Annotated in this window: 22 protein-coding genes and 1 other annotated feature; of the genes, 4 read left to right on the top strand and 18 right to left on the bottom strand. The window is 53.9% G+C overall.

Going from position 1 to position 25,000, the window contains the following annotated elements:
• Positions 1-79: 79 nt before the first annotated feature.
• The 5 genes from ispH to ribF are packed head-to-tail and all read right to left on the bottom strand — an operon-like array spanning position 80 to position 5,776.
• Positions 80-1,033, bottom strand: coding sequence for a 4-hydroxy-3-methylbut-2-enyl diphosphate reductase (gene ispH, locus FD737_RS11735; RefSeq protein WP_034826097.1), 954 nt, complete (start codon positions 1,031-1,033; stop codon positions 80-82).
• Positions 1,014-1,484 carry an FKBP-type peptidyl-prolyl cis-trans isomerase gene (gene fkpB, locus FD737_RS11740; RefSeq protein ID WP_034826099.1) on the bottom strand — a complete coding sequence of 157 codons (471 nt, stop codon included), beginning with the start codon at positions 1,482-1,484 and terminating at the stop codon, positions 1,014-1,016. The genes ispH and fkpB overlap by 20 nt, the downstream gene beginning before the upstream one ends.
• A 3-nt stretch (positions 1,485-1,487) precedes the next feature.
• Positions 1,488-1,991 (bottom strand): signal peptidase II, encoded by a 504-nt coding sequence (lspA, locus tag FD737_RS11745; RefSeq protein ID WP_058959362.1) that lies wholly within the window; start codon positions 1,989-1,991, stop codon positions 1,488-1,490.
• Positions 1,991-4,810: an isoleucine--tRNA ligase gene (ileS, locus tag FD737_RS11750; protein WP_097118314.1), complete on the bottom strand. Its 2,820-nt coding sequence runs from the start codon at positions 4,808-4,810 to the stop codon at positions 1,991-1,993. Before ileS ends, lspA begins: the two co-directional genes overlap by 1 nt.
• A gap of 27 nt (positions 4,811-4,837) precedes the next feature.
• Positions 4,838-5,776 (bottom strand): bifunctional riboflavin kinase/FAD synthetase, encoded by a 939-nt coding sequence (gene ribF / locus FD737_RS11755; protein WP_160833564.1) that lies wholly within the window; start codon positions 5,774-5,776, stop codon positions 4,838-4,840.
• Between the two features lie 318 nt (positions 5,777-6,094).
• Between ribF and rpsT the strand changes: the two genes are divergently transcribed.
• On the top strand, positions 6,095-6,358 hold the full coding sequence (gene rpsT / locus FD737_RS11760; RefSeq protein WP_034826107.1) for a 30S ribosomal protein S20: 264 nt from the start codon (positions 6,095-6,097) through the stop codon (positions 6,356-6,358).
• Positions 6,359-6,410: 52 nt separating this feature from the next.
• On the opposite strand, the gene nhaR is transcribed toward rpsT, so the two are convergent.
• The 7 genes from nhaR to tal all read right to left on the bottom strand — a co-directional run bounded on the left by nhaR (position 6,411) and on the right by tal (position 15,145).
• Positions 6,411-7,271, bottom strand: a complete 861-nt coding sequence (gene nhaR, locus FD737_RS11765; RefSeq protein ID WP_370523066.1) for a transcriptional activator NhaR — start codon at positions 7,269-7,271, stop codon at positions 6,411-6,413.
• 76 nt (positions 7,272-7,347) lie between these two features.
• Positions 7,348-8,526, bottom strand: a complete 1,179-nt coding sequence (gene nhaA, locus FD737_RS11770) for a Na+/H+ antiporter NhaA (RefSeq protein WP_160833565.1) — start codon at positions 8,524-8,526, stop codon at positions 7,348-7,350.
• A gap of 167 nt (positions 8,527-8,693) precedes the next feature.
• Positions 8,694-9,839, bottom strand: a complete 1,146-nt coding sequence (gene dnaJ, locus FD737_RS11775; RefSeq protein ID WP_034826114.1) for a molecular chaperone DnaJ — start codon at positions 9,837-9,839, stop codon at positions 8,694-8,696.
• Positions 9,840-9,942: 103 nt separating this feature from the next.
• Positions 9,943-11,853, bottom strand: coding sequence for a molecular chaperone DnaK (gene dnaK, locus FD737_RS11780; RefSeq protein WP_097118312.1), 1,911 nt, complete (start codon positions 11,851-11,853; stop codon positions 9,943-9,945).
• A 212-nt stretch (positions 11,854-12,065) separates the two neighbouring features.
• A complete protein-coding gene (locus FD737_RS11785; RefSeq protein WP_160833566.1) occupies positions 12,066-13,367 on the bottom strand; it encodes an MFS transporter in 1,302 nt (433 codons plus the stop codon).
• Between the two features lie 113 nt (positions 13,368-13,480).
• On the bottom strand, positions 13,481-14,068 hold the full coding sequence (gene mog / locus FD737_RS11790; RefSeq protein WP_160833567.1) for a molybdopterin adenylyltransferase: 588 nt from the start codon (positions 14,066-14,068) through the stop codon (positions 13,481-13,483).
• 123 nt (positions 14,069-14,191) lie between these two features.
• Complete coding sequence (tal, locus tag FD737_RS11795; RefSeq protein WP_034826122.1) at positions 14,192-15,145, bottom strand: transaldolase; 954 nt, start codon at positions 15,143-15,145, stop codon at positions 14,192-14,194.
• A gap of 213 nt (positions 15,146-15,358) precedes the next feature.
• Here tal and yaaA point away from each other — a divergent pair, with 213 nt between their 5' ends.
• Positions 15,359-16,135 (top strand): peroxide stress protein YaaA, encoded by a 777-nt coding sequence (gene yaaA, locus FD737_RS11800; protein ID WP_058959371.1) that lies wholly within the window; start codon positions 15,359-15,361, stop codon positions 16,133-16,135.
• 62 nt (positions 16,136-16,197) lie between these two features.
• On the opposite strand, the gene thrC is transcribed toward yaaA, so the two are convergent.
• From thrC to FD737_RS11825, 5 genes are all read right to left on the bottom strand, one after another.
• On the bottom strand, positions 16,198-17,481 hold the full coding sequence (gene thrC / locus FD737_RS11805; RefSeq protein ID WP_160833568.1) for a threonine synthase: 1,284 nt from the start codon (positions 17,479-17,481) through the stop codon (positions 16,198-16,200).
• 3 nt (positions 17,482-17,484) lie between these two features.
• Positions 17,485-18,414, bottom strand: coding sequence for a homoserine kinase (gene thrB, locus FD737_RS11810; protein WP_097118408.1), 930 nt, complete (start codon positions 18,412-18,414; stop codon positions 17,485-17,487).
• A 2-nt stretch (positions 18,415-18,416) separates the two neighbouring features.
• Entirely contained in the window at positions 18,417-20,879 is a 2,463-nt protein-coding gene (thrA, locus tag FD737_RS11815; RefSeq protein ID WP_097118309.1) for a bifunctional aspartate kinase/homoserine dehydrogenase I, read from the bottom strand.
• Between the two features lie 26 nt (positions 20,880-20,905).
• Positions 20,906-21,028, bottom strand: a sequence feature (Thr leader region).
• Positions 20,964-21,035: a thr operon leader peptide gene (gene thrL / locus FD737_RS23700; protein WP_128601299.1), complete on the bottom strand. Its 72-nt coding sequence runs from the start codon at positions 21,033-21,035 to the stop codon at positions 20,964-20,966. Its footprint overlaps the feature before it by 65 nt.
• 202 nt (positions 21,036-21,237) lie before the next feature.
• Positions 21,238-21,927, bottom strand: a complete 690-nt coding sequence (locus tag FD737_RS11825; protein ID WP_038649173.1) for a tRNA/rRNA methyltransferase — start codon at positions 21,925-21,927, stop codon at positions 21,238-21,240.
• 609 nt (positions 21,928-22,536) lie between these two features.
• Here FD737_RS11825 and arcA point away from each other — a divergent pair.
• The gene (arcA, locus tag FD737_RS11830) at positions 22,537-23,253 is read left to right on the top strand and encodes a two-component system response regulator ArcA (protein WP_034826183.1); all 717 of its coding nucleotides are present in this window, start codon (positions 22,537-22,539) and stop codon (positions 23,251-23,253) included.
• 48 nt (positions 23,254-23,301) lie between these two features.
• Here arcA and creA read toward each other — a convergent pair whose 3' ends face one another.
• The gene (creA, locus tag FD737_RS11835) at positions 23,302-23,775 is read right to left on the bottom strand and encodes a protein CreA (RefSeq protein ID WP_034826184.1); all 474 of its coding nucleotides are present in this window, start codon (positions 23,773-23,775) and stop codon (positions 23,302-23,304) included.
• A 194-nt stretch (positions 23,776-23,969) separates the two neighbouring features.
• Here creA and robA point away from each other — a divergent pair, with 194 nt between their 5' ends.
• A complete protein-coding gene (gene robA, locus FD737_RS11840) occupies positions 23,970-24,851 on the top strand; it encodes an MDR efflux pump AcrAB transcriptional activator RobA (protein WP_034826193.1) in 882 nt (293 codons plus the stop codon).
• Positions 24,852-25,000: the final 149 nt, after the last annotated feature.

Below are 25,000 nucleotides of genomic sequence, written 5' to 3' on the forward strand. Positions count from 1 at the left end.
TGGAAGTGGTCTATTTGGCGACGACAGATAAAGAAAAGGCCGAACGATGTCGGCCTGATTCTGTTTCGATAGCAAACGCTTACTGGACGTTGCGCACTTCGACACGCAACTCTTTCGGCACTTCAAACACAATGTTCTCTTCACGGCCAATCAGCTCAATCGCGGCTTCGCCGCCATACTCTTTCAAGCGCTGAATCACCTGCTGCACCAGAATATCCGGTGCCGAGGCACCCGCCGTCACACCGATGATCTGCTTGCCTTTAACCCACTCTTCCTGAATGTCATCTGCTGAATCGATCAGCTTCGCCAGTTTCCCCGCACGCTGTGCCAGTTCGGCCAGACGGTTGGAGTTAGAGGAGTTTTTCGAGCCCACCACCAGCACCACTTCCGCATCACGCGCCAGAACACGCACGGCTTCCTGGCGGTTAGTCGTGGCGTAACAGATATCATCTTTGCGTGGGCCAATAATTGCCGGGAAGCGCTGACGCAGTGCATCAATCACATCTGATGTATCATCAACCGATAAAGTTGTCTGCGTCATGAAGCACAGATTGCCTTCGTCCTTAACGCTCAGCTTGAACACATCTTCCGGTGACTCCACCAAATACATGCCACCATTGGGGTTGTTGTACTGCCCCATGGTGCCTTCTACTTCAGGGTGTCCGGCATGACCAATCAGAATGGCCTCCACACCTTTACGGCTGGCGCGCGCCACTTCCATATGTACCTTGGTCACCAGCGGACAAGTGGCGTCAAACAGCATCGTGAGATTGCGCGCTTTCGCTTCCGCCCGCACCGCCTGAGAAACGCCGTGAGCAGAGAAGATCAGGATGGCATCGTCCGGCACTTCGCTGATCTCTTCAATGAAGATCGCTCCCCGATCGCGCAAGCTGCTCACCACGTAGCGGTTATGTACCACTTCGTGACGCACGTAGATCGGTGCACCGTACATCTCCAGCGCGCGCTCCACGATGCTGATGGCGCGATCCACGCCTGCACAGAAACCGCGAGGGTTAGCTAACAGGATTTGCATCGCTGGCCTCCAGCACCGGATCAATCTCCAGCACTTCAATTTCAAACTGAATGCGCTGGCCGGCCAACGGATGGTTAAAATCAACGGTGATCGAGTCACCGGAAATTTCACGGATCACACCCGGCATCTCGCTACCACCTCTGCCGCTGAACAGCATGATGGAACCGACTTCCGGTTCGCCAGCATCTTTAAAGTCACGGCGCGAAAAGTACTGAACCAGGTCCGGACTGGTGCCACCAAAGGCATCTTCCGGTGCCAGCGTAAAGGCATGCTTATCGCCGACTTTACGTCCTAACAGTTCCTGTTCCAATGCACCAGACAAGCTGCCATCTCCCAGACGGAACAGCGCTGGTTTGCCGTTGGCGCGTGTTGATTCCGCTGTTGAGCCATCTTCCAGCTTCAGCGTGAAATGCACCAGCAACGCGCTATCGCGCTGTACGGACTCAGTCATTTGTTACCCTTTCTCTTTGACCTGTTTGTCTTTCGGCGTGAGGAATCCTTCCAGCACCACCAACGCCGCACCAATACAGATGCCGCAGTCAGCGATGTTGAAGGTGGCGAAATGCCAGTCACCAACGTAGAAGTCGATGAAATCCACCACGAAGCCGTGATATGCACGGTCAAACAGGTTACCCAACGCCCCGCCGATAATCAGCGCGTAGGCAATATTGGTTAATTTGTGACTTGCACGGTTGCGATACATCATCACCACCAGCGCGACCACAATCGCAATCGCGATGCCGGCAAAGAACCAACGCTGCCAGCCACCTTTATCTGCCAGGAAGCTGAACGCCGCGCCATAGTTGTGCGCGTAGAACAGATTCAGGAACGGTATCAGCGGCTGAGTTTCATGCAGCATCATGTTGTTCATGATCCACTGCTTGCTGGCGAAATCGACCACGATCACCACCAGCACCAGCCACAACCAGCGCAATCCGGTAGAGCAGAGTTTACTCATCAGGCAAATTTCCGCACTTCACCGTTGCCGGCTACGTTGGTGTAACAACGTCCACAGACCGCAGCATGCTCCGGATTCTGGCCAACGTCAGTAGTGTAATGCCAGCAACGCGGACATTTCTCGCCTTCTGCTTTGTGCAGTGCGATTTTCAGACCTTTCAGTACTTCGCTCTGCTGCGCTTCATCGCTGGCAGTGGCGTAATCCGCCACCGTCGCGCCGGAAGTCAGCAGGACAAAACGCAACTCATCGCCCAGCGCCTGCAGTTTAGCGGCCAGTTCAGCATCCGCGTAAAGCGTTACTGTGGCTTCCAGTGCGCCACCGATACGTTTATCGCTGCGCGCCTGCTCGATCACTTTGTTGACTTCACCGCGCACTTTCAGTAGCTCATCCCAATAAGCGTCGTTCAGTGCTTCGTTATCCGCCAGACCAAACAAGCCTTCATACCACTCTTCGGTGAATACGTATTTAGCACGTTCACCCGGCAGGTAGCCCCAGATTTCATCAGCAGTGAAGGACATGATTGGCGCCATCCAGCGCACCAGCGCTTCAACAATGTGCCACAGCGCGGTCTGGCAACTGCGACGCGCCAGGCTGTCACCTTTCGCGGTGTACTGACGATCTTTAATCACATCAAGATAGAACGAGCCCATTTCGATGGAGCAGAAGTGCATCAGACGCTGCACCACTTCATGGAAATCGTAGTTCTCGTAAGACTGGACGATGTCCTGCTGTGCAGCCAGCGCACGGCCAACCGCCCAGCGATCTACCACCACCATCTCTTCGGGTTTTACGCAATCTGTCGCCGGGTTGAAGCCCGCGAGGTTAGCCAGCAGGAAACGCGCGGTGTTACGGATACGACGATAGCTGTCCGCTGCACGCTTCAGGATTTCGTCGGACACCGCCATTTCACCGGAGTAATCCGTTGAGGCGACCCACAGACGCAAGATATCCGCACCCAGTTTGTCCATCACATCCTGCGGAGCCACGGTGTTACCGATGGATTTCGACATTTTGCGGCCCTGACCGTCCACGGTGAAACCGTGCGTCAGTACCTGACGGTAAGGCGCTTTGCCTTTCATCGCCGTCGAGATCATCAGCGAAGACATGAACCAGCCACGATGCTGATCTGAACCTTCCAGATACATATCCGGCGCATGGCCGCCAAATTCTGGGCGCGCATCGACCACAGAGTAGCTGGTTGATCCTGAATCGAACCACACATCCAGCGTATCTGGCACTTTGACATAGTGATCAGCGTCATCGCCCATCAGATCGCGCGGATCGAGATCCCACCATGCCTGAATGCCATCCTGCTCTACGCACTTCGCGACTTTTTCCATCAGCTCCAGTGTATCCGGGTGCAGCTGCTCGGTCTCTTTATGTACGAATAGCGCCATTGGCACGCCCCACGTACGCTGACGCGAGATACACCAATCTGGACGGTTCGCCACCATCGCTTCGATACGCGCCTGGCCCCAGTCTGGGATCCACTGCACGCCTTTAATCTCTTTCAGCGACTGCGCACGCAGGCCCTTCTGATCCATGCTGATGAACCACTGCGGGGTGGCACGGAAGATAATCGGGGTTTTGTGACGCCAGCAGTGTGGATAGCTGTGCAGCAGTTTCTCTACGTGCAGCAGCGCGCCTTTCTCTTTCAGCAGCTCAACGATCATGTCGTTGGCTTTAAACACGTTTACACCATCCAGCGTAGGATAGGTGCCTGGCAGGTACGCGCCATCCGGGCCGACCGGGTTAGCGGTTTCCAGACCGTATTTCTGGCCGATCACATAGTCATCTGGGCCGTGGCCAGGTGCGGTATGCACTGCACCGGTACCCGCTTCCAGCGTAACGTGCTCGCCCAATACGACTTTGGATTGGATCTGCTCAAGGAACGGGTGCTGGAACAGCTGCAACTCAAGTGCCGCACCGTTGCATTCGCCCAGTACTTTCCACTCAGTGATGCCCGCGCGCTTCATCACACCCTCAACCATCTCTTTGGCGAGGATCAAGCTGCGGCCTTCGATTTGCAGCAACTGGTATTCGAACTCAGGATGCAGTGAGATACCGCGGTTGGCCGGCATGGTCCACGGGGTAGTGGTCCAGATCACCAGAGAAACCGGGCCTTCAGAGGCTGCAACGCCAAACTTCGCGCGTACCGCATCGGCATCAACGGCGTTAAACATCACGTCGATAGATGGGGAAGTTTTGTCGTAGTACTCGACTTCTGCTTCAGCCAGCGCCGAGCGGCAATCCATGCACCAGTGCACCGGCTTGGCGCCTTTGTGCAGGTGGCCGTTGCCAATGATTTTACTCAGCGCACGAATGATGTTGGCTTCGGTTTTGAAGTCCATGGTCAGGTAGGGACGATCCCAGTCGCCCAGCACGCCGAGACGGATGAAGTCTTTCTTCTGGCCTTCAACCTGTTCAGCAGCGTAGTTGCGGCAGGCGGCACGGAATTCCGCGGCGGAGACTTTCTCGCCTGGCTTACCGATCATCTGCTCAACTTTGTGCTCGATAGGCAAACCATGGCAGTCCCAACCCGGCACATACGGCGAGTCATAGCCCGCCATGCCTTTCGACTTAACGATAATGTCTTTCAGAATCTTGTTAACGGAGTGACCAATATGAATGCTGCCGTTCGCGTAAGGAGGGCCATCATGCAAAATAAAGGTTTTTTTCCCTTTTTTGGCTTCGCGGATGATGCCGTACAGGTTGTCATCAGTCCAACGTTGCAGCATTCCCGGTTCGCGTTTGGCCAGATCGCCACGCATCGGGAACCCCGTTTCCGGCAAATTCAGGGTAGATTTATAGTCACTCATCAGATTCTCGGTTCCGTATTTCGGTCATTAAGCCGGTGCGTTAAGCCCAAAAAATTGGCGGGCCGTCACCACATCTTTCGCAATTTGTTCTTTCATCGCGTCCAGCGAAGCGAAACGCTGTTCGTCGCGAATCTTCTGTTTCAGCACCACCTCAATGTGGTGGCCATAAAGATTCATATGTGTGTCAAGCAGGTGAACTTCAAGCTGCTGACGCAGACCTTTTACCGTCGGACGTGTGCCAATGTTGGCCACGCCAGCGATGGGCTTGTCGCCCAGGCCTAACACTTCTACCGCAAACACCCCTTTCACCGGCGTTACTGTGCGGCGCAATGGAATGTTAGCGGTGGGGAAACCAATGGTGCGCCCCAGTGCATCACCGTGCACCACGCGCCCTGAAATGCTGAATGGATGGCCCAGCAGCGCTTCCGCCTGCGCAAAATCATCCTGTGCCAGTGCCTGACGTACCGCCGTGCTACTGATACGCGCACCGCCATCACAATAGGTCTGGGTGCTGATGACGTCGAAGCCATACTCGACACCGGCTTTCTGTAATAACAGGAAATCTCCCTGGCGACCAGCGCCAAAGCGGAAATCATCACCCACTGCGAGAAACTTCACGTTGAGTTTATCGACCAGCAGTTCAGCGATAAAACTTTGTGCGGAGTGCGCCGCAAAACGGCGATCAAAGCGGACGCAGAGCACCGCATCAACACCCGCCAGCTCGAGATACTTCAGCTTCTCGCGCAAACGAGTCAGGCGTGCCGGGGCTTTGTTACCGGCAAACAATTCAAGTGGTTGCGGTTCAAACAGCATCACCACCACCGGCAGATTGCGTTGACGTCCTTCAGCAATCAACTCCGCCATCAATGCCTGGTGGCCGCGATGTACGCCGTCAAAATTGCCAATGGTCAGGACGCAGCCGCGATGCTGCTCTTTCAGATTATAAATACCGCGGATAAACTTCATGGCTGACTCAAACCGGTGGAAATCGGCGGATTATACCCTTGAATGGCCTTCAGGTTAACCCGTCTGCGTGCCTTTCCTGCGTATGGTGCGGCTTAATGCGCACGCAACCCATTGCTCAGGCAGGTAATGAAGATTTTTAATGCGAAATACTGTATTCAGCGACGTGTTGCTGGTAGAATCCTGCGCCATCAATTACGTAATCAAGCGCCGTTGCTAAAACGACGCTTATTTGCACAAATCCATTGACAAAAGAAGGCGCAAAAGGCATAGTCCTCGGCCTTTGATTTGTCCATATAGATCACATTTGGGAGTTGGACCTTGGCTAATATCAAATCAGCTAAGAAACGCGCCGTAACATCTGAGAAACGTCGCAAGCATAACGCAAGCAACCGTTCAATGATGCGTACTTTCATCAAGAAAGTATACGCGGCTATCGCAACAGGCGACAAAGCTGCTGCGCAGAACGCATTCAACGAAATGCAACCAATCGTGGACCGTCAGGCTGCTAAAGGTCTGATCCACAAAAACAAAGCTGCACGCCATAAAGCAAACCTGGCTGCACAGATCACCAAACTGGCTTAATCGCCTGTTAGGTTATCGCTTTGTCGAAAGAACCGGCGCTTAGCCGGTTTTTTTATGCCTGCGATTTAGCATTAAAGAGTGCGCTGAAATCACGATTGCAGATGCGCTGCACCGCCGGATGTTGAATCATACGCTCGGCAAAAATCACGTGATACTCCTCCATCACCGCCTCCAGACGCCCTATTTCACGGATCGTATCATCGCGATAGATCTCAGCGCCATAGAGTGTCGGCGCGACAAAAATCGCATTGTTCTGCGCACCAAAGGCCTTCATCAAAGCCGCATCATCAAACTCGCCCAGAATATCCACCTGCAACCCCTGGCTGTGAATCCAGTTCAGCAACTTGCGGCCGAGCATCGAGCGACGCCCGGGAATGAGCAGGCGACGCTGCTCTAAACATGCCGGGAAAGGACGATCGGGCAGCGGTGCATTGCACCAGAAACTGACTGGGCATTCGCCGAGTTTCACTGAGAACAAACCTTCCTGCTGAGTGGAGTCGATTGGGCAATCCGAGACAATCATGTCGAGCTTGTGCTGGCTCAGTTGCTCCAGCAACATCTCGTGCGTTGACTCGAAACAGCGCAGATGAATTTTCTCCTCCGACACCACGGCCGCTTCCAGCACTTTGCTCACCAGTGGCTTCGATAATGCATCCGCCACCCCCACGTCGAACAACAGATGCGACTCTTTGCGATAGTTAACGATATCCAGCATCTCCTGGCTGAGCATGAACATGCGATCGGCGTAGCGAAACACCAGTTGTCCGAGTTCATTAGGCACTAAACCCCGTCCCTGGCGACGAAACAGCGCGCCACCCAATTGCTCTTCCAGTGCTTTAATCTGACCCGTCACCGTTTGGGGCGTCAGGCACAGGACATCAGCGGCGCGTACCACGGAGCCGGTTTTGCACACCTGTCAGAAATAATAGAGATGATTGAAATTGAGCTGATTCATTATAAAAAAAGGAGGCTTACGCCTCCTTCCCTGTTTATCGCAGTTTGATACGCAGCAGCGTGTAACCAATTACTGCCGACAGCAGCGAGCCACTGAGGATACCGAGTTTCGAGAAGGTCACCAACTGCTCATGTGCGGCGTCAAAGGCCAGTGAACTAATGAAGATCGACATGGTGAAGCCAATACCACACAGTACACCGATCGCCATGATATCGCGTATTGCGGTGCCGTTCGGCAACACCGCCAGTCGCCACTTCACTGCCAGCCAGCAGAACAACGTAATGCCCAGCGGTTTACCGATCAACAGGCCGAGGATAATGCCCAGTGGCTCCGGTGACAGCACCTCGCCAAAGGTAATGCCACTTAAAGAGATACCGGCGTTAGCGAAAGCGAACAGCGGCAGAATCAGCCAGTTCACCCAGGGCATCAAACCGTGTGCCAAATGTTCTGCAGGCGAATGGCCATCCTTCTCTTCCAGCGGCACGAAGAAGCCCACGATCACCCCTGCCAGCGTGGCATGCACGCCGGATTTAAGCACAGCGGTCCACAGCACCACGCCCACCAGCATGTAAATCGCAATGTTACGCACTCCGCAGCGGTTCAATATCGCCAGCAATACGATAGCGCCAGCTGCGACGCTCAGCGACAGCACCGAGAGATCGCTGGTATAGAACAACGCGATGATCACGATAGCGCCGAGATCATCAATAATCGCCAGTGCCATCAGGAACACTTTCAGTGCGGCAGGTACGCGGCTGCCGAGCAGTGCCAGCACACCTAAAGCAAAGGCAATGTCAGTGGCAGTTGGGATCGCCCAGCCGTTGCGAGCGATTTCATCAGCATGATTGAAACCAAAGAAGATCAGCCCGGGAACCACCATACCACCGAGCGCTGCAATCACCGGGAAGATGGCACGGTCGCGACTGGCTAATTCACCAATCATCAGCTCACGCTTCACTTCAAGGCCGATTAACAAGAAGAACAACGCCATCAACGCATCGTTGATCCACAGCAACAGGTTTTTGCTGATATCCAGTGCGCCAAAACGAATTTGCACCGGCTCAGCGAGGAACGATTGATAACCTTGCGCGGTTTCTGCACTGTTGGCGAGGATCATTGCCGCAACAGCGGCAAGAATCAGCACGATGCCGTTGCTGGCATCGCTCGCGATAAAGCTCTTCAGTAAGCTTCGAATACTACGGGGTTTGTTCACAACTCCTCCTGAGCAGGACAATTTTTAGCGGCTAGTTTAGCGGCGTAAATACCTCGTTAAAAGCAGCTTATGTCTCGTTTATAGATCGGTAATAACGATCTATTAAATCACAGCCATAAAAAAAGCGGAGAGTCGCCTCTCCGCTTCATTGTGAACCACTTACCCGATTAGCGGGTCAGATCGTCAAAGAACTTTTTCACACCATCGAAGAAGCTTTTAGAGCGCGGGCTGTTTTTCTCACCCGTTGGGCCGCCAAAGCTCTCTTCCAGCTCACGCAATAACGCTTTCTGTTTGTCGTTGAGGCTAACTGGCGTTTCCACCACCACACGGCACAGCAAATCGCCAACGGCTCCGCCACGAACCGACTTCACACCTTTACCGCGCATGCGGAACAACTTGCCGGTTTGCGTTTCAGACGGCACTTTCAGCTTCACACGACCATCAAGAGTAGGCACTTCGATCTCGCCACCCAATGCCGCCATCGCGAAGTTGATCGGCACTTCACAGTACAGATTGTTATCTTCACGCTCGAAGATCGGGTGTTTCTTCACCGAGACCTGAACGTACAGATCGCCTGCTGGTGCACCATGCTCACCCGCTTCACCTTCGCCACTCAGACGAATGCGATCGCCGGTATCCACGCCTGCCGGGATTTTCACCGACAAGGTTTTCTGGCGTTCAACGCGACCATGTCCATGACAGGCATTGCACGGATCTTTGATCACCGAACCACGACCGTGACAGGTCGGACACGCCTGCTGTACGGTGAAGAAGCCCTGGCGCATCTGCACCTGACCCGCACCATGACAGGTTGAACAGGTCTGTGGCTGCGTACCCGCTTTAGCCCCGCTGCCGTGGCAGACATCACACTCTTCCAGGGTAGGAATGCGGATCTCTTTCGTCACGCCGCGTACCGCTTCTTCCAGCGACAGCTCCATGTTGTAGCGTAAATCGGCGCCACGGGCAGCACGCTGACGGCGTCCACCACCAAAAATATCGCCAAATACGTCGCCAAAGATATCGCTGAAGTCAGCACCGCCGCCGCCAAAGCCGCCGCCACCGAATCCACCACCGCCCATGCCACCCTGTTCAAAGGCTGCATGGCCGTACTGGTCATAGGCCGCACGCTTCTGCGCATCGGTCAGGACTTCGTAGGCTTCTTTAATCTCTTTAAACTTAGCTTCGGCTTCTTTATTGTCCGGGTTACGGTCCGGATGGTATTTCATCGCCAGGCGCTTGTAAGCCTTTTTGATTTCACGCTCATCTGCGGATTTAGAGACGCCTAAGATCTCGTAAAAATCACTCTTAGCCATTTTGTTCTGCCCTTAACATGATCGCACGGGCGTGGAGAGATCTCCTACGCCCGTGCTGGTTTCAACGGCTGTCAGGCCAGCCGTCGCGCCCGGTCAGGGGCAATTATTTTTTATCTTTAACTTCTTCGAATTCAGCGTCGACAACATCGTCATCTTTCTTCGCTGAAGCGTCGCCAGCATCTGCTGCGCCCGCCTGGCCTTGCTGCTGCGCCAGTTCCATCAGTTTGCTTGAGACTTCCATCAATGCCTGCATTTTGGCTTCGATTTCTGCTTTATCTTCGCCTTTCAGCGCGGTGTTCAGCTCGGTCAGCGCAGACTCGATCGGTGCTTTGTCTTCAGCAGACAGTTTGTCACCGGCTTCGTCCAACTGCTTACGGGTGCTATGCGCAATCTGGTCACCCTGGTTGCGCGTCTGCACCAGCTCTTCGAACTTACGGTCAGACTCGGCATTCGCTTCTGCGTCACGCACCATTTTTTCGATCTCTTCTTCGTTCAGACCTGAAGAAGCTTTGATGGTGATCTTCTGCTCTTTACCGCTGTTTTTGTCTTTCGCAGACACGTGCAGGATACCATCGGCATCGATATCGAAGGTCACTTCGATCTGCGGCATACCGCGCGGTGCAGCCTGAATACCGTCGAGGTTGAACTGGCCCAGTGACTTGTTATCACCTGAACGCTTACGCTCACCCTGCAGCACGTGAATGGTCACGGCAGACTGGTTATCTTCAGCCGTCGAGAACACCTGGCTGTGCTTAGTTGGGATGGTGGTGTTCTTGCTGATCAGCGAAGTCATCACGCCACCCATGGTTTCGATACCCAGCGACAGCGGGGTTACGTCCAGCAGCAGAACGTCTTTCACTTCACCGGCCAACACACCACCCTGAACCGCAGCACCTACAGCAACGGCTTCATCCGGGTTCACGTCTTTACGTGGCTCTTTACCAAAGAACTCAGTGACTTTGGCCTGAACCATTGGCATACGCGTCTGGCCACCAACGAGGATTACGTCGTTGATATCAGAAACAGACAGACCAGCGTCCTGCAGAGCAACTTTCAGTGGCTCGATAGAACGGGTCACCAGATCTTCAACCAGTGATTCCAGCTTCGCACGGGTCACTTTGATGTTCAGGTGCTTAGGACCGGTTGCATCTGCAGTGATGTACGGCAGGTTAACGTCGGTCTGCTGCGCTGAAGACAGTTCAATCTTCGCTTTTTCAGCCGCTTCTTTCAGACGCTGCATCGCCAGCGGATCGTTATGCAGATCGATGCCCTGATCTTTCTTGAATTCCGCGACTAAGTAGTTGATCAGACGGCTGTCGAAGTCTTCACCACCGAGGTGAGTATCACCGTTGGTCGCCAGTACTTCGAAGGTTTTCTCGCCATCAACTTCATCGATTTCGATGATAGAGATATCGAAAGTACCACCACCCAGGTCATATACCGCGATAGTACGGTTGCCCTGACCTTTATCCAGACCGTAAGCCAGTGCGGCTGCGGTAGGTTCGTTGATGATACGTTTTACGTCCAGACCCGCGATACGGCCGGCATCTTTGGTTGCCTGACGCTGTGCATCGTTGAAGTAAGCTGGAACAGTGATAACCGCTTCGGTTACCGCTTCACCGAGGAAATCTTCCGCGGTTTTCTTCATCTTTTTCAGCACTTCAGCAGAGATCTGCGGTGGTGCCATTTTCTGGTCTTTCACGTTCAACCATGCGTCACCGTTATCAGAACCGATGATTTTGTAAGGCATGATTTTAATATCACGCTGCACTTCTTCGTCCTGGAAACGACGGCCAATCAGGCGCTTGATCGCGAACAGGGTGTTCTGCGGGTTAGTCACCGCCTGACGTTTAGCCGGCTGACCGACCAGAGTTTCGCCATCTTGTGTATATGCAATGATTGACGGTGTGGTGCGATCGCCTTCGGCGTTTTCAAGCACACGTGCTTTACCACCATCCATAACCGCAACACATGAGTTGGTTGTACCCAAGTCAATACCAATAATCTTACCCATCTAAACGTCTCCCACTTAAATTCTTTGTCAATTAGCGTTGTTAGCAGATGTGCGGTCAAACTGACCCTTTTCAACTGCTGTGACAGCCTTTTTTTGCTGCCTGACATCACTCGATGACAACTAAATGGGGCCGCTTCAGAGCGCATCAAGGGTTAAAACTAAAATAATTTTAAAAAAATGCGGAAAAGAAAAAGGCGCTTACGCGCCTTAGGTTAGACATTCACCTGATTGAGCAGCGTCGATCGCTGTTTTTCGCTCTGCAGCCACAGGCCAACCAGCAAGCCAATCAGCGCCAACGCCAGCACATACCAGGCCGGCGCCATCGGCGTGAGTTGCATCATCAGCGTCACGCTAATCGGTGTCAGACCGCCAAAAATCGCATAGGCCACATTGTATGAGAAGGAGATGCCGGTGAAACGCACCGCCGCCGGGAACGCTTTGACCATTACAAAGGGCACCACACCCACCACGCCCACGCTCAATCCCGCCAGGCCGTACCAGACGAACAGCATCTCAGGCGAACCATCCATTTGATGGAAGAAGTTCCAGCTGAAGATGGCCAACAGCAACGAACCGCCCATCAGCGTTAATGCCGCGCCGAAGCGATCCACCAGCCAGCCAGCGACGACGCAGCCGATCAGCAACATGATGGTAGCAACGCTATTCGCCTGCAGACTTAACGCTGCGGGAATCGCATGCTGCTTCTGCATTAACGTGGGTGCCATCAGGATCACCACCACAATGCAGGCCGAAAGCAGCCAGGTGACCAACATCGACACCACAACCCCGCGCTTATGGCTGGTCAGAATGGTTTGCAGCGGGAGTTTCTCGGATAATGCTTTACGCTCCTGCATCTGTTTAAACACCGGCGTTTCATGTAACCAACGGCGCAGATACATTGCCAGCAAACCAAACAGGCCACCGAGGAAGAACGGAATGCGCCAGCCGTGATCGCGAATCGCAGCCGGTGAAAGCGTGGTGTTCAGCACCGTCGCCACCAGCGAACCCAGCAAAATCCCCGCCGTTAAACCTGCTGTCAGCGTGCCACAGGCAAAACCGATGCGTTTTTCCGGCACATGTTCAGCCACGAAGACCCACGCACCCGGCACTTCACCACCAATCGCGGCGCCCTGCAGCACGCGCATCAGCAGCATCAAAATCGGCGCTGCGATGCCAATACTGGCATAAGTCGGCAGTGCGCCCATTGCCAGCGTGGGTAACGCCATTAACAGAATGCTCAGACTAAACATCTTCTTGCGCCCAACTTTGTCACCAAAGTGCGCCATGATGATGCCGCCCAGAGGGCGCGCCAGATAACCGGCGGCGAAAATCGCGAAGGTCTGCACCTGACGCAACCACTCTGGGATATCCGGCGGGAAAAATAGCTCGCCAATTACGGCGGCGAAGAAAACGAAGATGATGAAGTCGTAGAATTCCAGCGCCCCGCCGAGGGCGGCCAGCGACAGGGTTTTATAATCCTGGCCGTTGAGACGGCGCAATGTGTGTGCATCCATAGTCGTGCGGTATCCAGAAGCAAAGTCAGTGTGGTTGTAAAGCTGGAGTTACTATACCGTCAATATTTCGCCACACCAGCACCGCTGGATTTTATGCCTGAAAACGGCGATTTTCAGACGTTTGTCTCACGCCTTGCACTTTTAGGGCGAAATGCTGCTACCACCTCGGGATCGGTTTCCACATAGGGCCCTTCCAGTAACTGTAAACAATAAGGTACGGCGGCAAAAATGCCTGGCACTTTCACTGCACCATCTTCTGCTTTCAGCCCTTCCAGCGTCTCTTTGATGGATTTGGGCTGGCCCGGCAGATTGAGGATCAGCGACTGTTTACGTATCACGCCCACCTGACGCGAAAGGATCGCAGTCGGCACAAACTGCAGGCTGATTTGGCGCATCTGTTCGCCAAAACCCGGCATCTCACGATCGGCGACCGCTAAAGTGGCATCGGGCGTCACATCGCGGCGTGCAGGACCGGTTCCGCCGGTGGTCAACACCAGATTGCAGAACAGTTCATCGACCAGTTCGCAGATCGCCTGTTCAATCATCGGCTGCTCATCGGGCACTAAACGGGTTTCGATTTCAAACGGGGTAGTCAGCGCGGCGGCGAGCCAGCTTTCCAGCGCCGGAATGCCTTGATCCTGATAAATGCCAATAGCAGCACGATCGGAAACGGAAATTAATCCAATACGTAAAGTATCCATTAAGTTATCGCTGTGGTTGACCGCAATGCGGCAATTTAAGGGGAATGCAAAAAGGATAATACAAAGCGGAAGCGAGGGGAAAGCGTAAAACCGTGGCGACGGGTGCCGCCACGGCAAATCACCTTACAGCAGTTCGGCGATCATCTTCTCAAGTTTGCCCTGATCGATGGCAAAGTTGCGGATACCTTCAGCCAGTTTGGTCACGGCCATTGGATCCTGGTTGTGCTGCCAGAAGAACTCAGCTTCGGTCATTTTCGCAGGGCGCGCTTTGACTTCACCGGTATAGCTCAGCTTGCGCTCAACCGCGCCTTCGCTCTCTGCCAGCTCTTTCAGCAGGCCCGGAGAGATGGTCAGACGGTCACAGCCGGCCAGTTCGATGATTTCACCGATGTTACGGAAGCTGGCACCCATTACCACAGTTTCATAACCGTGCTGTTTGTAATAGTTGTAGATTTCCGCCACTGACACTACGCCTGGATCTTCATGCGCAGCGTACTCTTTCTTGTCGGTGTTCTGCTTGTACCAGTCGAGGATACGGCCTACGAATGGCGAGATCAGGAACACGCCTGCTTCAGCACAAGCACGCGCCTGCGCGAAGGAGAACAGCAGAGTCAGGTTACAGTTGATGCCTTCTTTTTCCAGCTGCTCAGCAGCACGGATGCCCTGCCAGGTTGAGGCCAGTTTGATCAGGATACGGTCGTTGCTGATGCCCGCATCGTTGTACAGTTTGATCAGGCTACGTGCCTTCGCGATGCTCGCTTCGGTGTCGTAGGAGAGACGTGCGTCAACTTCGGTAGAGATACGGCCTGGGATCAGTTTCAGAATTTCCAGACCAATGTTGACGGCCAGCTTGTCAGAAACCAGTGCCAGCTGCTCTTCTTTGTTGCTGCTCTGCTGACGTGCCCAGGTAATGGCTTCGTCAATCAGTTTGCGGTATTCAGGGATTTGAGCGGCGTTGAGGATCAAAGAAGGGTTGGTGGTCGCATCTTGCGGCTGATAAAGCTTCATCGCCGCGATATCACCGGTGTCGGCGACCACAGTAGTCAGCTGACGCAAGGAAGTAAGTTTGTCCGTCATGGTTCTCTTTCTCTTAGGTTGACTGTCAGGGTGTAAAAGGCTGTTGGGATAATATCACGCACAATTCAGTGCGCAACATCACGAAGTGCCTCATAACGATAGCGCTAACAAATGGGAGCGATTTGCCGATCCGTGCAGCTTTTTTGCTACACTCGTCGCAACTTAATTCCCATCAATCCCCTGTTAACAAGCGGGTCAACAAGGACAAACACGATGCTGATGGTTATCTCGCCAGCGAAGACACTGGATTTTGAAAGCCCGCTGGCGACACAGCGCTTTACGCAGTCAACACTGTTAGAAAAATCACAACAGCTGATCGATGTTGCGCGCGATCTTTCACCGGCGCAGATCAGTTCACTAATGAGCATCAGCGACAAACTGGCACATCTGAATGCCGATCGCTTCAACCAGTGGCAGCCGCCCTTCACGCTCGAAAATGCGCGTCAGGCAATTCTGGCGTTTAAAGGTGACGTGTACACCGGTTTGCAGGCTGAGACGTTCAGTGATGCAGATTTCGATTTTGCCCAGCAGCACCTGCGCATGCTGTCCGGTTTATACGGCGTGCTGCGCCCACTGGATTTGATGCAGCCTTATCGTCTGGAAATGGGCATCAAGCTGGCCAACCCGGCGGCGAAAGATCTCTACGGTTTCTGGGGTGATTTACTGACGCAGAAGCTCAATGAAGCGATGGCCGAGCAAGGCGATGAGGTGCTGATCAACCTGGCATCTGATGAGTACTTCAAAGCGGTGAAGCCGAAGCAACTGAACGGTGAGTTGATCAAGCCGGTGTTCCTTGATGAGAAGAACGGCAAGTTTAAAGTGATCAGTTTTTACGCCAAGAAAGCGCGTGGCCTGATGAGCCGCTATGTGATTCAGAACCGCCTGAGCAAGCCCGAGCAGCTGAAACAGTTTGATGTTGATGGCTACTTCTTTGCGGCTGATGAGAGCAAAGGTAACGAGCTGGTGTTTAAGCGCCACGAACAGAAATAAAAAAGGTCGCCATGATGGCGACCTCACTCTTCAAAACGCGCATGGTCGCGCGCCTGTTTGCATTACTTCATCAAGAAGTTACGCAGTTCAGCGAAGTCTGCCGCCATATTATGCGACAGCAATGGCAGCTCAGCGCGCTCTGCCAGCTCTTTTGGCAGCGGCAATTCCTGACCCAGAATCTCGTCCACGCTCTCTTTGAACTTGGCCGGATGCGCGGTGCCGAGGAACAGGCCGAACTCGCCTTCCTGCAGGTTGTCGCGCAGCATGCGATAGGCAATCGCCGCGTGCGGTTCAGAGATGTAGCCAATTTCCGCCAGCTCACGCATGGTGGCTTTGGTGGTCTCATCCGATACCGCGCCAGACACCAGATCGGTCAGGCGCCAGGTTTTACGACGGAACAGCTCTTCCACGCGCGGCCAGTTGTTCGGCTGGCTGACGTCCATGGCGTTCGACAGGGTTGCCACTGTCGCATTAGGCAGCCATTCGCCGTTGCCCAGGAAACGTGGCACGGTGTCGTTGGCGTTGGTGGCAGCGATAAAGCGCTTGATCGGCAAGCCGAGGGATTTCGCCAGCAGGCCAGCGGTCAGGTCACCAAAGTTACCGCTTGGCACGGAGACCACCAACTGATTGCGCTGCTCTTGCGGCAGTTGCGCCACCGCTTCGAAATAATAGCAAATCTGCGCCAGCAAGCGGCTGATGTTGATGGAGTTAGCCGAGTTCAGGCCAATCGCTCTCTTCAGCGCTTCATCATCAAACGCCTGCTTCACCAGCGCCTGGCAGGCATCGAAATCGCCTTCCACCGCGATGGTTTCAATGTTGCCGCCCAGCGTACAGAACAGCTTTTCCTGCAGCGGGCTGATTTTGCCCTGCGGATAGAGGATAACGACGCGCACGTTTTCCATGCCGTAGAAGGCATGTGCCACGGCGGCGCCGGTGTCACCGGAGGTCGCGGTCAGAATGGTGATTTGCTCATCAGCGCCTGACACATAAGAGAGCATCTGCGCCATGAAACGGCCGCCGAAGTCTTTGAATGCCAGCGTGGGGCCGTGGAACAGTTCGAGGCACGCCACATCTGCACTGACTTTCGCCACCGGCGCGGGGAAGGCAAAGGCGTTTTTCACGCGCTCAGCCAGTTGGTGCGCGGCAATCTCATCGCCAATATAAGCTGAGAGAATTTTGCTGCTGCGGCTGACGAAATCCATCTCCAGCATCGCATCGATGTCGGTCAGTTCGAATTCCGGCAGTTCGAGCGGGAAGAACAGCCCTTGCTGCGAGCCGAGGCCCTGTTTAACGGCCTGAGCAAAACTAACCTGCTCGTTGTGATCCTTAAGGTTGTAGAGTTTCATGCGTTATCCCAAGTTACGTGCGCCAGCCGTATCAAGACGGCAGATATGGACGAAGCCTTCATCGTTCTGCAGATAGTGCTGGCTCAGCCAGTCTGCCATCCGCTGTGCCGTTGCCATCTCGTTGCAAACGGCGAAAAGTGTCGGGCCGGAGCCCGAAATACCACAGGCCAACGCACCGATGTCGGCAGCCGCCTGGCGCGCCTCAGCGAAGCCCGGCAGCAGTTTGGTGCGGTAAGGTTCTGCAATCACATCCTGCATCAGTTTAGCCGCCAGCAGCGGCTGGCGGGTATGACAGGCGTGAATAAAGCCCGCTAACAGACGGCCATGCTTGATGGCATCGTCTTTGCGGTACTGCGCAGGCAGAATCGCGCGTGCTTCAGCGGTTGAGACTTTAATGCCTGGATAGGCCATCACCCACAGCCAGTCATCAAAGCACGGCACATCCTGTGAGATGATACCGTTTTCTTCAATCATCAGCTGTACACCGCCGAGGAAGCAAGGCGCGACGTTATCAAAGTGCACGCTGCCGGAAATACGCCCTTCCAGCTCGCCCATCAAGGCCAGCAGCTCGGTATCGTTCAATGGCTTGCCGCAGAACTCGTTCATCGCCATTAAACCCGCGACCACCGAGCAGGCGCTGGAACCCAGACCTGAACCGATCGGCATGTTCTTTTCCAGCGTCATTGCCACCGGAACCTGTTTGCCAATCGCCTGGCAGAAACGTTCCCAGCACTGATAAACGATGTTCTCTTGCGGATTGGTTGGCAGCTTGCTGACAAAGCGCCCGGTGTTCACCAGGCTGAAGCTGTCGGCCGCTTCCACCGATACGCAGTCACCCAACAGGGTGCCATCCACCGGCGAAACCGCCGCGCCCAGCACATCAAAGCCGACGCTGACGTTACCTATTGAGGCCGGTGCATAAATTTTTACCATCATCAAACTCCCAACTTCCACGACAGTGTACGCAGCAAGTCGGCAAACACGCCGGCCGCTGTGACATCATTCCCCGCGCCGTATCCACGCAGAACCAGCGGGATCGGCTGATAATAGCGGCTGTAAAACGCCAGCGCGTTCTCGCCGTTCTTCACTTTGTACAGCGGATCGTTACCGTCCACCGCATCGATTTTCACTTTGCAGACGCCGCCTTCTTCAATGGCGCCGACGAAGCGTAACACTTTACCTTCATCACGCGCTTTGGCAACGCGGGCGGCAAAAGCATCATCCAGTTCCGGCAGGCGGGCCATAAACTGCTCAACGTCAGCGATGTCGGTGAGTTCAGCTGGCAGCAGCGGCTCAATCTCAATATCGCTCAGCTCCAGTTGATGACCCGCTTCACGCGCCAGAATCAGCAGTTTACGCGCCACATCGGTGCCTGAAAGATCGTCACGCGGATCCGGCTCGGTGAAGCCCATCTCACGCGCCATTTTGGTGGCTTCAGACAGTGAAACGCCTTCGTCCAGTTTCCCGAAGATAAAGGAGAGTGAACCGGAGAGAATACCGGAGAATTTGATCAGCTCGTCACCGGCATTCAGCAGATTTTGCAGGTTTTCGATCACTGGCAGACCAGCACCGACGTTGGTGTCGTACAGGAACTTACGACGCGATTTCGCCGCGGCCGCACGCATCTGCTGATAGTAATTCCACGACGATGTATTAGCCTTTTTGTTCGGCGTCACCACATGGAAACCTTCAGCAAGGAAGTCAGCATATTGATCGGCCACCGCCTGGCTGGAAGTACAGTCCACAATCACCGGGTTCAGCAGGTGATACTCCTTCACCAGACGCATCAGACGACCGAGATTGAACGGCTCTTTGGCTTCGCTCAGCGCGCCTTTCCAGTCGCTGAGATCGATGCCGTGCACATTGGTTAACAGCGCGCGAGAATTGGCGATACCGCACACGCGCAGATCGATGTGCTTCTCTTTCAGCCACGCCTGCTGACGATGCAGCTGCTCCAGCAACGCCGCGCCGACACCGCCGACACCGACAACGAACACTTCGATCACCTGATCGGTGGCGAACAGCATCTGATGCACCACGCGCACGCCAGTGGTCACTTCATCATTGCTCACCACCACCGAGATGGAACGCTCAGAGGAACCCTGCGCAATCGCCACGATATTGATGTTGGCACGCGCCAGCGCCGAGAAGAATTTGGCGGAGATGCCGCGCAAGGTGCGCATGCCATCGCCGACCACGGAAATCACCGCCAACTGCTCCAGCACATCGAGTGGATCCAGCAGGCCATCTTTCAGCTCCAGATAGAACTCTTCTTCCAATACACGGCGCGCACGCGCCTGCTCGCTCTGCGGTACGCAGAAACTGATGCTGTATTCAGAAGAGGATTGGGTGATCAGCACCACGGAGATGCCGGTGCGCGACATCGCGGCAAACACGCGCGCCGCCATGCCGACCATGCCTTTCATACCAGGACCGGAGACGTTAAACATCGCCATATTATTCAGGTTGGTGATGCCTTTCACCGGGTTCTCATCCAACTCGCCTTCCCCACCGATTAAGGTGCCGGGCGCTTGCGGGTTGGCGGTATTTTTGATCAGACAAGGAATCTGGAACTGGGCAATCGGAGCAATGGTGCGCGGATGAAGGACTTTCGCGCCGAAGTAAGACAGCTCCATCGCTTCCTGGTAGGACATCGACTTCAGCAGTCGCGCATCCGGCACCTGGCGTGGATCGCAAGTGTAAACACCGTCTACGTCAGTCCAGATCTCGCAGCAGTCCGCACGCAAGCAGGCAGCCAGCACCGCCGCCGAGTAGTCAGAGCCATTACGGCCCAGCACCACCAGTTCGCCCTTCTCGTTACCGGCGGTAAAACCGGCCATCAGGATCATGTGATCGGCTGGGATCTGGCTGGCCGCGATGCGACGGGTTGACTCGGCGATATCCACGGTGGATTCGAGGTAGTGACCAACGGCCAGCAGTTTCTCCACCGGGTCGATCACCGTGACTTTGTGGCCGCGCGCCTGCAGCAGCGCTTCCATGATGGCGATAGAGAGCTTCTCACCACGACAGATAATGCCGGCATTCACCGCATCCGGGCACTGGCCCAGCAGGCTGATGCCGTGCAGCACCTGTTTCAGCTGGGCAAACTCCAGCTCAATGCGGGTTTTCTGTCCATCGTAATCGAAGCCCGGCTGAGCCTCCGCCAGGCCCTGCAGCAGGTCGGCAAAAATCCGTTCGGCATCGCTGATATTCGTCAGTGCGTCCTGGCCGCTAATGGTTTTCTCAATCATCGCCACCAGATGATTGGTGATTTTCGCTGGGGCAGAGAGCACGGTGGCAACCTGTCCCTGTTGCGCGTTGCTTTCCAGAATATCTGCCACGCGGAGAAAACGTTCCGCATTGGCTACTGAGGTTCCGCCGAATTTCAGCACTCGCATGATTGAAGCTCTCCTGAATTTTTGCCGAAAAAAAAGCCCGCACTGTTTAGGTGCGGGCTTTTTTCTTTGTTTTTCCTGTATGCGTCAGCCCGCACCGTTACCTGTGGTAATGGTGGTGGTAATAATAATTGTGGTGTTCAGGCTGTGATTACGCATTGAGATTTTTTCTGTCTGTCTTTGTCTTGTCCGTCTGCCTTCCAGAAGTAAAGCAAAGCGCACGTTAAGTCAACGAATTTGTCTTAGCCGCCATTTTAAGGCGACTGCGCAGAGTTCGGTGTCTGCGCGTAAATCATATTGGGATCGTTCGACTGATCGCCCTGTTTCCCGATCAGTCACTATTAAAAACGATATTCACCGATTATTTATCTATAAGTTTTTTTTCTACATCATGTAGCAGGCGATGCAGCATGGCGCTATCGCGCTGTTCCAGTAGGCCAATGCGCTGATCGATCCAGTCCGCCATTTTGGCATCGTCGCTCACTTCCAGTTTCACCAGCAGCTGGTGGAAGCGCTCGCGCAGCGCCTGAAGCTGGTGTTCGTTCGCCACTTCTTTCACTTCTGCCGCGACCTGATTCAGCGCCGACAGCTGATAGCAGTACACCATCACCGCCTGTCCGAGGTTGAGTGAAGGATAATCATTGGCCATTGGAATGCCGGTCAGCAGATCGACCTGATCCAGCTCTTCATTGGTTAAGCCACTGTCCTCACGACCAAATACCAGCGCGATTCGGCTCAGCCACTGGCGCTTCTCCTGCAGAATGGTTTCGACTTGCGCCGGCGTGGCGTAGTAGCGGAACTTCGCACGACTGCGGGCGGTGGTGGCGACCGAGAAATCGACATCGGCCAGCGCTTCACTTAGCGTGGCATAGGTTTTGACATTATCGAGAATCTCACCGGCACCGTGCGCAACACGACGCGCAGCCGGGTCTTGCCAGGCATCGCTGGCGACAATACGCAGTTCGCTAAAACCCATGGTTTTCATGGCACGAGCGGCCGCGCCGATATTTTCCGGACGGGCGGGTGAGACAAGGATTAGGGGGAAATGCATGATTTTTCCATCGAACTGTTAACAACTCGCCCTATGTTGGCATGCAGTGGCAAAAATACCAACCGCACGGACAAGAGAAAATAAGATGTTAAGGATGTTAAAAGAGGATAAAAGCGATGGGGAGAAGATATTGTGGGATATAACTAAAATTTCCACGCTTAATTAATATAAAGCTATTGTTTTTCATATTATTAAAATATTATTTCCTGCAGGTTTTAGTTTTACCGTTATGCAGCCAAAATGTAGCAAAAATGCTGCTTTTTGTGAGCTAAGCTGGCATTCCTGGAGAAGTTTTTCATAAAAGTGTTAACGTGCTACACTTGCATTTGATATAAGTCAACGAAGCGTTGTTTTTATGCTTATCGGTTGTTGTTGGTGCTGTTAGGTTGCTGTTAATACGGTTAGGATAAGCGCCAGTCCGATACCCACGGGGCACGCAAATATTCATCCTGACTGGCTGAGCTAACACTGAAGTTGACATAGATGGATGGTGTATTCCGAAGATTATTTCGTACACCGGTTGCGTAAGGCACGCTGTTTTGATGAACAGTAAACGCAGCCATCGTACGCCCTGTTTTCGATTTGTTGGCAAATTTTAGGTAGCGAAACATGCAGACCCCGCACATTCTTATCGTTGAAGACGAACTGGTCACGCGTAACACCCTCAAAAGTATTTTTGAGGCGGAAGGTTACGTGGTCTATGAAGCCACCGACGGCGCCGAGATGCATCAGGTTTTGACGGAAAATGACGTCAATCTGGTGATCATGGATATCAACCTGCCAGGCAAAAACGGTTTGCTGCTGGCACGCGAATTGCGTGAACAAGCAAACGTTGCGCTGATGTTCCTGACAGGTCGTGATAACGAAGTAGATAAAATCCTCGGCCTGGAGATTGGCGCCGATGATTACATCACTAAACCGTTTAACCCACGTGAGCTGACGATTCGTGCACGCAACCTGTTATCGCGCACCATGAATCTGGCGATGCCAAGTGAAGAACGTCGCGCGGTTGAAAGCTATCGCTTTAACGGCTGGGAGCTGGATATTAACAGCCGCTCACTGATCAGCCCGAACGGTGAACAGTATAAGCTGCCACGCAGTGAGTTCCGCGCGATGCTGCACTTCTGCGAAAATCCGGGCAAGATTCAAACCCGTGGCGATCTGCTGAAGAAGATGACGGGCCGTGAGCTGAAGCCGCATGACCGCACCGTGGATGTCACCATCCGCCGCATTCGTAAGCATTTCGAATCCACCCCGGATACGCCAGAAATCATCGCCACCATTCATGGCGAAGGGTATCGCTTCTGTGGTGAATTGCAGGATTAAGTTTGCTGCAGTAAAAGAAAAACGCCCATCAGGGCGTTTTTTTATGCCTCAATGCCACGGCATGATTGGCACCGCGCTCAGCGCATTCTTCGGCGAACCGTCCACCACTTTATCTGAGTAGCTCAGGTAAACCAGCGCATGACGTTTTTGATCATAGAAGCGCACCACCTGCAGCTTCTTAAATACCAATGAAGTGCGCTTTTGGAAGACCACTTCTCCTTGCGCCTTGCCTTGTGCGATTTTATCGCTAAGCTCTACAGGCCCAACCTGCTGGCAGGAGATGGCTGCGTCGGAAGTATCTTCCGCCAGACCTAATCCGCCCTTGATCCCACCGGTTTTCGCCCGGCTGATATAACAGGTTACATTTTTTACGTCGGGGTCGTCGAAGGCTTCCACCACAATCTTATGGTCGGGGCCAAACATCTTGAAAACCGTGTCTACCGAGCCGATTTCCTCGGCCTGAACGCCCGCGCTGAAGAGACAAGTTGCAAGCGTGATTATAAGAAAGCGAGTTATTGTCATTGAGTTACCATTGCCAATCGAATAGATGAGACTGTAATGTACTGTCAATCGAACCCGGAACCAAACCTAAACGGGTTGTAACCCGCATTGATTTAGCACAGCCGATTGACAAACCGCCCCCACGCTTTTGTGCATTTCGTGCTATTATTCGACGACTTCATAGTTGCGCCACCAGAGAGTTATGAGGATGTTTTATGGACCAAGCCGGTATCATTCGCGATTTGCTTGTCTGGCTGGAGAGCCATCTGGATCAACCCCTTTCATTAGATAATGTTGCGTTGAAAGCGGGCTATTCCAAGTGGCACCTGCAGCGTATGTTCAAGGAAGTGACGAGCCACGCCATCGGCGCTTACATCCGCGCGCGTCGCCTGTCGAAAGCCGCTGTGGCCTTGCGCCTGACCAGCCGCCCGATCCTCGACATCGCTTTACAATACCGCTTCGATTCACAGCAGACTTTTACCCGTGCGTTTAAAAAGCAGTTTAATCAAACGCCCGCCTGGTATCGTCGCTCATCGGAATGGAACTCCTTCGGCATTCGCCCGCCGATTCGTCTGGACGATCACCACATGCCTGAGGCCACGTTTGTCACGCTGCCGGAAACGGTGCTGGTCGGGCAAACGCAGAGTTACACCTGTACGCTGGAGCAAATTTCCAGCTACCGTGACGAAATGCGCATCCATTTCTGGAAACAGTTCCTGCTGGAAACTGATACCGTGCCACCGGTGTTATACGGTCTGCATCAGGTACGTGCCAGCCATGAAAAGGATGATGAGCAGGAGATTCTCTACACCACGGCAGTGCCTGCCGATCAACAGGCATTGAGCATGCAGTCGAATCAAAATGTGATTCTCGAAGCCGGGGATTACGTGCAGTTCACCTATAACGGTGCGCGCAGCGCACTGGGTGAGTTCATTCTGCTGCTGTACGGCACCTGTATGCCAACGTTGGGTCTGGTGCGTCGTCAGGGCCAGGATATTGAGCGTTTCTTCACGCATGGCGGTAAGAAACGCAGCGAGCCGCCAACGGAAATCCGTTGCGAATACCTGATTCCCATTCGCCCGCAGCAGAATCGCTGATATGAAAATGCCGTCATGATGACGTAATGCCGATCAGTTAAGACAAAAATGATCGGTTGAATGATCCGGCAGTTCTGCAAAAATCCGTAATCTCTCAGGGATTACGGATTTTTTTATGCTTCTCAGTCAGGCTCTCGATATCGTTCATC

Source organism: Pantoea sp. Seng (assembly GCF_009829935.1).
Taxonomy (GTDB): domain Bacteria; phylum Pseudomonadota; class Gammaproteobacteria; order Enterobacterales; family Enterobacteriaceae; genus Pantoea; species Pantoea communis.